At 70.0% G+C, this 9,212-nt stretch carries 10 protein-coding genes; 1 reads left to right on the forward strand and 9 read right to left on the reverse strand.

The genetic code is table 11. The features are described 5' to 3' along the window. The 3 genes from ACFPZL_RS07310 to ACFPZL_RS07320 form a co-directional block, all read right to left on the reverse strand. A partial coding sequence (locus ACFPZL_RS07310; RefSeq protein WP_382334983.1) for a chromosome segregation SMC family protein occupies nucleotides 1-1,235 on the reverse strand: 1,235 nt, incomplete at its 3' end. A 158-nt stretch (nucleotides 1,236-1,393) separates the two neighbouring features. After that, entirely contained in the window at nucleotides 1,394-1,975 is a 582-nt protein-coding gene (locus ACFPZL_RS07315) for a TetR/AcrR family transcriptional regulator (protein ID WP_218113872.1), read from the reverse strand. Continuing rightward, a complete protein-coding gene (locus tag ACFPZL_RS07320; protein WP_218113871.1) occupies nucleotides 1,972-2,391 on the reverse strand; it encodes a DUF4260 family protein in 420 nt (139 codons plus the stop codon). The genes ACFPZL_RS07315 and ACFPZL_RS07320 overlap by 4 nt, the downstream gene beginning before the upstream one ends. A 192-nt stretch (nucleotides 2,392-2,583) precedes the next feature. Between ACFPZL_RS07320 and ACFPZL_RS07325 the strand changes: the two genes are divergently transcribed. Then, a complete protein-coding gene (locus ACFPZL_RS07325) occupies nucleotides 2,584-3,966 on the forward strand; it encodes an HNH endonuclease signature motif containing protein (protein ID WP_218113870.1) in 1,383 nt (460 codons plus the stop codon). A gap of 120 nt (nucleotides 3,967-4,086) precedes the next feature. Here ACFPZL_RS07325 and ACFPZL_RS07330 read toward each other — a convergent pair whose 3' ends face one another. The 6 genes from ACFPZL_RS07330 to ACFPZL_RS07355 form a co-directional block, all read right to left on the reverse strand. Beyond that, entirely contained in the window at nucleotides 4,087-4,629 is a 543-nt protein-coding gene (locus ACFPZL_RS07330; RefSeq protein ID WP_218113869.1) for a hypothetical protein, read from the reverse strand. Further along, on the reverse strand, nucleotides 4,626-5,021 hold the full coding sequence (locus ACFPZL_RS07335) for a phage holin family protein (protein ID WP_236021685.1): 396 nt from the start codon (nucleotides 5,019-5,021) through the stop codon (nucleotides 4,626-4,628). The genes ACFPZL_RS07330 and ACFPZL_RS07335 overlap by 4 nt, the downstream gene beginning before the upstream one ends. A 153-nt stretch (nucleotides 5,022-5,174) precedes the next feature. Next, nucleotides 5,175-5,729: a YbaK/EbsC family protein gene (locus ACFPZL_RS07340; RefSeq protein ID WP_218113868.1), complete on the reverse strand. Its 555-nt coding sequence runs from the start codon at nucleotides 5,727-5,729 to the stop codon at nucleotides 5,175-5,177. Nucleotides 5,730-5,733: 4 nt separating this feature from the next. After that, nucleotides 5,734-6,861 carry an AI-2E family transporter gene (locus ACFPZL_RS07345; RefSeq protein WP_218113920.1) on the reverse strand — a complete coding sequence of 376 codons (1,128 nt, stop codon included), beginning with the start codon at nucleotides 6,859-6,861 and terminating at the stop codon, nucleotides 5,734-5,736. Nucleotides 6,862-6,921: 60 nt separating this feature from the next. After that, a complete protein-coding gene (thrC, locus tag ACFPZL_RS07350; RefSeq protein WP_218113867.1) occupies nucleotides 6,922-8,361 on the reverse strand; it encodes a threonine synthase in 1,440 nt (479 codons plus the stop codon). A 51-nt stretch (nucleotides 8,362-8,412) separates the two neighbouring features. After that, nucleotides 8,413-9,212 (reverse strand): IMP dehydrogenase (locus ACFPZL_RS07355; protein WP_382334986.1); only part of this gene is annotated, 800 nt, incomplete at its 5' end.

Below are 9,212 nucleotides of genomic sequence, written 5' to 3' on the forward strand. Positions count from 1 at the left end.
TGCTCGCGCCTGGCCACCTCCTGCGCCACCGCGGCCCGCTTCTGCTCGGCGGCCTCGGCCTGGCCGCGCAGCTTCGAAAGCTCGAGATCGTGCTTGGAGACGAGGGCGCTCTGCGCAGCCAGGTGCTCGTCGATGGCGTCGAGCGAACGCTGCGCGCGACGGGTCGCGTCGCCGGCCTCCTGCCAGGCTCGATCCGCACCGGGGATCAGGTCGGCGAGCGCAGCGGCTTCCCTGCCCGCCTCGTCCACGCTCGAGCGACTGAGCCGAGTGAGCTGATCCGGCGCTTCCGCCTGGGTGGCGAGGAAGGTGAGCCGCTGCTGGGTCTGCGCGAGCAACCCCCGTAGCCGCGACTGGGAGGATTCGAGGCCGATCGTGACCCGACGGGCGGCATCGAGCTCCTCGCTCTGCTGATCCTGCTCGAGGCGCGCGATTCTGAGCTGCTTCTGCTCGACCTGCTCCTGCAGCACGATCCGCTCGCTGTGGCGCTCGGCCTCGTCCTTGGCGAGCTCGTCGAGCTCGGCGCGCAGACGGGCGACATCATCCGCGAGCAGGCGGGCCTTCGCGTCGCGCACCTCGGCGGCGATGTGCTGCGCCTGCCGCGCCACCTCGGCCTGGCGCCCCAGCGGCTTGAGCTGGCGCCGGATTTCGCCGGCGAGATCGTTCAGCCGGGTGAGGTTCGTCTCCATCGCTTCGAGCTTGCGCAGCGTGCGCTCCTTGCGCCGGCGATGCTTCAGGATGCCGGCGGCCTCCTCGATGAAGCCGCGCCGATCCTCGGGTGTCGCCCGCAGCACCGCGTCGAGCTGCCCCTGACCGACGATCACGTGCATCTCGCGGCCGAGGCCGGAATCGCTCAGCAGCTCCTGCACGTCGAGCAGGCGGCATCCCTCGCCGTTGATCGCGTACTCGCTGGCACCGTTGCGGAACAGCGTGCGGCTGATCGTCACCTCGGTGTACTCGATCGGCAGCGCGCCGTCGCTGTTGTCGATGGTGAGCTTGACCTCGGCCCGTCCGAGCGGGCCCCGCGTGCTCGTGCCGGCGAAGATGACATCCTCCATCTTGCCGCCGCGCAGGGTCTTGGCGCCCTGTTCGCCCATCACCCAGGCCAACGCGTCCACCACGTTCGACTTGCCCGAGCCGTTGGGGCCGACGATCGCGGTGACGCCCGGCTCGAACTGGAAGGCGGTCGGCTGCGCGAAGGATTTGAATCCCTTGAGCGTGAGGCTCTTGAGGTGCAACGCTCCCTCCTTCCTGTCGCCCGGTGGTCGGAATCCGTCTCGTTGCGCGCCGTTTCAGGCGCGCACTGGATAAACGCTACCCGATGGCTCGGCTCCAGGCCGTCAGTTTTCGCCCCCTTCGGCCGGAAGGCCTGCGAATGCCGCGCTCGCGAAGCGTGTCAGGCGGCGAGCAAGCGTGCGAGCGATCCCCACGCCGATGCGAGATCGGCGCCCTCTGGGAAGCGCCCGACGATCTCCAGCGAGACCAGACCGTGCGCGGCGGCCCAGGCCAGCCGCGCACGGTCGTGGCGGGTGAGATCCTCGTCGAAGAAGCGCAGAAGCGCCCCCATCGCCGCCGCCTCGCAGCCGTGATCCAACCGCTCCAGCAGCTCCCGGTCGAGCGTGCGATCGTTCGCGAGCCGGTAGAGCTGGGGCGCGCGGAGCGCCAGGCCCCGATAGGCTCCCGCGAAGGCGGTCAGGCGATCCTCCGTACCTGGCTGCGCTTCGGCCGCGGCACCCGCTTGGATCTCGACCGTGGCACTGGTCTGGATCTCGACCGCGGCGAGCTCCGCGGCAAGCCGCCTGAACCAGCGCGCGACCAGCGCGTGCTCGATCTCGACGGCGCCCGCGAAATGCTTGTAGAGACTCGGCGGTTTGACTCCCGCGGCACGCGCGAGCGCGTTCACGCCGAATCCCTCGAGTCCGTCTCTCTCGAGGATCAGCTCGGCGAGATCGAGCAGGCTCTCCCGGCGCGCGCTCACTTCACGCGCGGCTTCCGCTCGCGGCTCCCGGCATCGCGGCGCACACCGACCGGCACGATGCTCCCGTCGGCCGCCCGGAGCCCGAAGCCGCAGGCCCGGTCGACCGCGATGTGGGCGAGCCAGGCCAGGCCGGCGAGTGCCGCGATCCACGTGTGCGGGGGCAGCGCGAGAATCGCAAGACCGGCCGCGACCAGCATCGCGCCGAGCATCGGCGCGTGCAGCAGGTTGTAGAAGCCGACCCGGCGCGGCTTGAGGCGGCCGTGCTCGGCGAAGGCGCCGATGAGCGCGATATCGGGGAGGCAGGCGAACACGACGGCCACGATCGTCGCGGGCCAGCCGAGCACAATGCAGGCCCAGACGATCGCGGCGATCATGAGCCCTGCGGCGAGCAGCCAGATGGAACGGATGGGATTCATGAGGCTAATACTATTAGCCTTTGAGATCGGAGTCGAGCGGGGCGCTGCGGCCTGTGGTCCTCAGTCACCGCGTTACACGAACTTCACCGCCTCCTCTTTGTAGGGTGCAGACCAAAGAAGTCGGCGAAAGTTTGAATCGAGAGTCCCCCGAAACCGGTCGGGAATGTCGGTGGCTGCTGTTGAGATAGTGCCATGAGAACGCTCCCCCACGACGTCACCGAGCAGCAGCGCGAGGCGCTTGCCGCCGGTATCGCCGTGATTGAGAGTCTGGACGCGCTGGGGCATCAGCTCGAGCATCTGAAGGCGGTCGCGCTCGCCTCGCTCTCGCACCTCGCGACGCGTATCGCGCACGACGAAGGGCATCTCGACCACGGCGAACTCGTCCACCGGGCGGTCGAAGCCGAGGTCGCCGTGGCGACCCGCTCCGGGCATACGGCCACCGCTTCCGCGATGGCGCACGCCGACGCGCTTCTGTCCGGCTATCCGACTACCGCGGCAGCACTGAGCGAGGGGACGGTGTCGTTGCGGCACACGCACGTCATCGTCGACGCCGGTAGTATCATTCCGGCCCCGGCCGCACGTGCCGCCTACGAGGCCGAAGCGCTGTCGCTCGCCCGCGCGATGACCGCGCACCAGCTCCGGGCTCACGCGAGACGCCTCGCCGAGCACTACGCGGACCGCGACATCGACGAGCGCCACCGCGAGGCGCACGAGGGCCGCTGCGTGCGCGTGATCGATCTCGACGACGGGATGGCGAAGCTCATCGCGACGATCGGGGCGGTCGAGGCGTACGCGATCAAGGATCGCCTCGCACGGATCGCGCACGCGGCGAGAGCGACCGACGACCATGGCGACGACGGGGTGAAGGATCGAGAGAACGGCGAGTCCGGAAGACCCGAAGTCCGCGAACGCACCGGGACCCCTGCACAGGCTCAGGCCGACCTCTTCACGGAGCTCCTGCTCTCAGTCGACCCCCGCGCGCCCCATCGCCCGGCGGGCGGCGACTCAGTCGCACCGATCACCGGCCGCGTACAGGTCACCGTCCCGGTACTGAGGCTGGCAGGCCTGCCCGAGAGCGCCGAGACCGCATCCCACTCCGGCTCGGCAGAACTGGCCGGGTACGGACCGATCGACACTGCGACCGCGCGCCGCCTCGCAGGAGGGTCCGCCGCCTGGGAACGAGTGCTCACGCATCCGGTCAGCGGTGCAGTGCTCGCCGTCGATCGCTACCGCCCGAGCGAAGAGCTGCGGCGCCTGCTCAGAGCGCGCGACCAGCACTGCCGCTTCCCCGGCTGCACCAGACGTCTCGACCAGTGCGACATCGACCACACGATTCCGGCCGCCCGAGGCGGGCCCACTGCGGACAAGAACCTCGGGCACCTCTGCCGCAAGCACCACACCCTCAAGCACTTCGAGTTCGCGGGTGGTTCCGGCTGGCACGCGACGCAGAGGCCGGGTGGCGTGTACGAGTGGCGCAGCCCGAGCGGCAGGCGCTACACCGAGGCACCGAGCAGCCGGGTACGGTTCAAGCCGGTGACGCCGCCCGAGCCCAGGGCGGGCCCCCCGCCGTACTGAATTGATGCACGGATCGCACACAGATGGCGACGGCCCTGATGACACGGGCCGCGACCCACCCGCACCTCTCGCATTCTCGGCACGAGACCAGGCCTGCGCGAGACCAGGCCCGATGCAAGATCAGCGTTCAGCGCGCGTAGCGGAGCGAGGCGCCGACCTCGAGAATCGGCGGGTTGCACCCATCGCCAGGGCGTAGCCGGTCGTCGCGAGCAGCATGGTCGGCAGGCCGAACACCCAGAGGCCGAAGAGGATGAGGCCCGTCCCGCCCTCGCAGGTCTCGCCCGGTGTGCACGAGTCCAGCAGCGGTTCGGCGAGGCTCAGCACGGCGAACAGCAGCACCGGGATCGCCGCGGCGAGCGCCCCGAAGAGAAGCGCCTGGGAGAACGGGAGGAAGCGCCGCAGCCAGGGCCCGACGACGGCCGCGAGGATCGCACCCAGGACCGGCAGCCAGACCACGTAACTGCTCGCGAACATCAGAGTCGCCTCGGGGCGGTTGCCGTTGAGCAACGTCAGGAGCACCAGCATCAACGTCGCCACCAGCACCACGATCCACAGCGCGAGCGTGGAACGCCACGCCATGCCCCAGCGCGACAGGGCGTCCCAGGGATCTCGCTGCTCGCCCGAACCTGTGGGCTCGCCAGAACCGGTGGGCTCGACCGTCACGCGGCCCGCTTGCGCCCGCGATCCTCCAGGTACCGCTTGAACACGAGCCCCATGAGGATCCAGCCGCCGAGCGCGGTGACGATCCACACGATGAGCGGTGCGAGCACCCATCCGAGGCCCGAGATCTCGATGCCGCCGGGGAACAGGGTGGCGACCCAGAGCGCGAGCAGCGTGGAGATGAGACCGATGCCGCCGAGCAGCGCCGAGGCGTACTTGCGCGCGATGTTGACGACGAAGGGCGTGAGGATCGCCTGGGCCAGAGCGAACACGAGCACCGCGACGATGAAGCCGCCCACGTGGAGGGTCACCTGCGGGAGGATCCAGTTGGCGATCAGCAGCGCGAGGGCCGACATCACGAGATGCGAGACGAGGCTCAGCAGGAAGCGGATCACGGCGACTCCTTTCGACGGTGAGCGAGGCCGCTCGATCACAGGCTACTGGATCGCCTCAGGTGCGAACGGGATCACCACGCGTGTATCGCAGTGCCCCGGCGCTGTGCCCCCCCGACTCAGCGCCCCTGTCACCGCGCCCCGGCGAGTGCCGACTCACAGTTCCCGTGCGAGCCCCTCGATCACCTCGACGCCCGGCAATGCGGCCAGCACCGCGCCCGGCAGGCTGATCTTCGCCGCGCGGATGCCCGCGCCGATGATCGCCTCGGGCACCTCTGCCACTCGCGCGTCGACGAGCACGCGCCAACCGCGCGGCACGCCGAGCGGCGTGATCCCGCCGTACTCCATGCCGGTGAGCGCCACCGCTTCGTCCATCGGCGCGAAGCTCGCCTTGCGGGCATCGAGCAGCTTGCGCACGACCCCGTTCACGTCGGCGCGCGTGGTCGCCAGGACGACGCAGGCCCCATAGCTCACGGCCTCGCCGCGGCGTCCCGCGACGACGATGCAGTTCGCGGAGGCCTCGAGAGCGACGCCGTATGCGGCGCAGAACTCGGCGGTGTCGGCAAGGCCCGGATCGATGGGAGCGACGCGGATCCGCGCGGCGGCATCCGAATCGAACGCCGAGAGCGCCCGCCTCACGGGCTCCGCGAGCAATTCCGGCGCGTCGAGCGCGGGTCGCAGGTCGAGCGCGGGCTGCAGGTCGATGGTCATCGGTTCAAGCCTCCTCGCCGGGACCGGGCCGCGCCCACCGCGCCGGCCGATCCGGCCCGTCCCACACTTTGACGATGCCCCAGACGACCGCGGCGATCGGCACGGCGAGCACCGCGCCGAGGATGCCGGAGAGGACGGTGCCGACGGTCAATGCGAGCAGGATCACGAGTGCGTGCAGCTTCAGCGCGCGGCCCATGAGCACGGGCTGCAGGAAGTTGCCCTCGAGCTGGTTCACGAGCACGACGACACCGACCACGAGCACGGCGCTGAGCGGTCCGTTGGCGACGAGGGCGACGAGCGCACCGAGGATGCCGGCGACCGTCGCGCCGACGAGTGGGATGAACGAGAGCAGGAACACGAGCACGGCCAGCGGCAGCGCGAGCGGCACCTGCAGGATGACGAGGCCGATCCCGATCCCGATAGCGTCGACGAGCGCGACGCTCGCGGTGCCGCGCACGTAGGAGCCGAGCGTGTTCACCGTCTTGTCGCCGACCCGTTCGGCACGCGCGAGCGCCTCGCCCGAGAACGGGCGGAGCACGAAGCGCCAGATCACGGGCCCATCTTTCAGGAAGAAGAACAGGACGACGATCATCAGCACGAGCCCGGTCACGAAGCTCGCGACAGCGCCGACGCCCGCGAGCGCTCCCGCACCGACGTTCGCCGAGGTCACCCAGTCGATCAATTGGTCGCGCCACTCGGTCAGCTGATCGGCATCGAGCGAGAAGGGCAGCGTGTGCGTCCACTCGACGAGCTGCCCGAAGCCCTCCTGCGCCTTCGACGAGAGTTCGTCCCACTCGTCGCGCACCGCCCAGGTCACGAGCCAGCCGACGCCGGTGAGCAGCAGCAGGATGCCGATGAGTTCGAGCGCCGCCGCGAGCGCCGCCGGCACACGGCGTGCCCGCAACCACTTCGTCACGGGCCAGAAGGTGCTGGCGAAGATGAGTGCGAGCAGGATCGGGATGACGACCGTGCTCAGCACCCGCATGCCCCAGACGAGGCCCGCGGCGAGGATCACCACGACGATGATCTGCAGCGCACGGGTGGCGATCTCGCCGAAGCCGTCGCTCCAGAGGCGGCCGGCGGATCGTCCGCGCCTCACGCGCTCGGCCTCGTTCCGCGCGATCGCGGTCATCTCATCGCGGGCGCTTCTGCCGAACCACATATCGCTCCTCCAGCCTTCCGCGAGTCGGTCTCAGCCCGAAACCCGCTCGATGTACGCGCGCAGCCGGGCTGCGTCGTCCGCCATTTCGGTGACGTGCTGCGGCAGTTCGAGGAGCCCCGCGAGATGGGCGGGCATGGCCGGCTCCTCACCCGTCGCCTCGCGCACGATCTCGGGGAACTTCGCCGGTTTCGCCGTCTCGAGCACGAGCATCGGCACGCCGGGCTCGACCCACTCCCGCGCCACCTTCACGCCGTCCGCGGTGTGCGGGTCGATCGTCACGCCGGTCGCCTCGTGCACGGCTCGGATCGTCGCGACCCGGTCGGTGTGCGTACTCGTACCGCTGACGAGGCCGAACTCCGAGGCGAATCGGGGCAGTTCGGCCGACAGGTCGAAGAACCCGGCTGCGCCTTCATCGCGGGTGTCGAGCTCCCGCCAGAGAGCGGCGAGTCGCTCGGGATCACCGCCGACGAGGTCGTAGACGAAGCGCTCGAGGTTCGACGCCTTCGAGATGTCCATCGACGGGCTCGACGTCGCGTGCGTGTCCGCCGCGCTGCGCGGTCGATAGATCCCGGTGCGGAAGAAGTCGTCGAGCACGTTGTTCTCGTTGGCGGCCAGCACGAGGCGGCGGATCGGCAGGCCCATGCGGCGCGCGAAGTGCCCGGAGAGGATGTTGCCGAAGTTCCCCGACGGGACCGCGAACGAGACCTGGAAGCGGCCGCGGTCGACCTCGGCGATCTCGTCGCTCGCGCGCAGCCAGGCCCAGAAGTAGTAGACGACCTGGGCGGTGATCCGGCCCAGGTTGATCGAGTTGACCGTGCCGAGGCGATGGGCGCGCTTGAACCCGAGGTCGCCCGAGAGCTCCTTCACCAGGTTCTGGCAGTCGTCGAACACCCCAGCGATCGCGATGTTGTGGATGTTCTCGTCGGTCAGCGAGTACATCTGCGCCCGCTGGAACGCGCTCATGCGGCCCTGCGGCGAGAGCATGTAGACGGTGATGCCGTCCTTCCCCCGCAGGGCGTACTCGGCGGCCGAGCCGGTGTCGCCCGAGGTCGCGCCGAGGATGCTGAGGGTGTCGCCGCGCCGCGCGAGCGCGTACTCGAGCGCCTGCCCGAGGAACTGCATCGCCATGTCCTTGAACGCGAGCGTCGGGCCCTCGGAGAGGCCGACCAGGGTGAGACCGCCGTCGATCGCGGTGAGCGGCACGATGGCATCGGCGACGAAGTTCTCGTGCGAGTACGCCGCACGGCACATGCGCGCGAGCTCGTCGCGCGGGATGTCGGTCGCGAAGAGGCCGAGGACCTCGGTGGCGAGCGCCGGATAGTCGAGTCCGCGCCACGCCTCGAGCTGCGCGGCATCGACGCTCGGCAGGCGTTCCGGCACCGCCAGTCCGCCGTCGGGCGCGAGTCCCTCGAGCAGGGTCTCGCTGTACGGTGCGGGATCCATGCCGCCGCGCGTCGAGATGTACTTCACCGGGTGCTCCTCAAATTCGTCGCAGACCCGTCCAGTCTAGTTCTCACCCCGTCACCATGAGACCGGCAGCGCTTTGCCCTCCTCGTAGCCGGCCGCCGACTGGAGGCCCACGTGCGCGCGGGTGTGGAACTCTGCGAGACTGCGCGCCCCCGCATAGGTGAACGAGGATCGCACACCCGAGGTGATCATGTCGAGCAGGTCCTCTATGCCGGGGCGCTGGGGATCCAAGTAGATCTTCGAGCTCGAGATGCCCTCGGCGAAGAGTTCCTTCCGCGCGCGCTCGTAGGCGTCGAGCGCGCCGAAGCGGGCGGTCACGGCCTTCGTCGACGCCATGCCCCACGACTCCTTGTAGTGGCGACCGTCCGCGTCCACGCGCAGCCCGCCCGGCCCCTCGATCGTCCCCGCGAACCACGAACCGATCATGACCGATTCCGCACCGGCGGCGAGCGCGAGCGCGACGTCCCTGGGGTAGCGCACCCCGCCATCGGCCCACACGTGCGCCCCGAGCTCACGGGCGGCCTGCGCGGCCTCGAGCACGGCTGAGAACTGCGGGCGGCCCACCGCCGTCATCATGCGGGTCGTGCACATCGCGCCAGGCCCGACGCCGACCTTCACGATGCTCGTCCCCGCTTCGACGAGGTCCCGCACACCGTCGGCGGTCACGACGTTCCCCGCGACGATCGGCAGGCCGAGATCCAGGTCGGCAACCGCGGCGAGCGCGCGGATCATCCCGTCCTGGTGCCCGTGCGCGGTGTCGACGACGAGCACATCGGCACCCGCGTCGGCCAGCGCGCGAGCCTTCGCAGCGGGATCCCCGTTGATGCCGACCGCCACGGCGACGGCGAGGCGGC

The organism is Leucobacter soli (genome assembly GCF_042659205.1).
GTDB classification, from domain to species: Bacteria; Actinomycetota; Actinomycetes; order Actinomycetales; family Microbacteriaceae; genus Leucobacter; species Leucobacter soli.

What these genes read in the sequence shown, in the direction of transcription:
- ACFPZL_RS07320 (WP_218113871.1), bottom strand. Translation starts at nt 2,391, where the DNA reads ATGAATCCCATCCGTTCCATCTGGCTGCTCGCCGCAGGGCTCATGATC.
- ACFPZL_RS07325 (WP_218113870.1), top strand. Translation starts at nt 2,584, where the DNA reads ATGAGAACGCTCCCCCACGACGTCACCGAGCAGCAGCGCGAGGCGCTT.
- ACFPZL_RS07340 (WP_218113868.1), bottom strand. Translation starts at nt 5,729, where the DNA reads ATGACCATCGACCTGCAGCCCGCGCTCGACCTGCGACCCGCGCTCGAC.
- ACFPZL_RS07345 (WP_218113920.1), bottom strand. Translation starts at nt 6,861, where the DNA reads ATGACCGCGATCGCGCGGAACGAGGCCGAGCGCGTGAGGCGCGGACGA.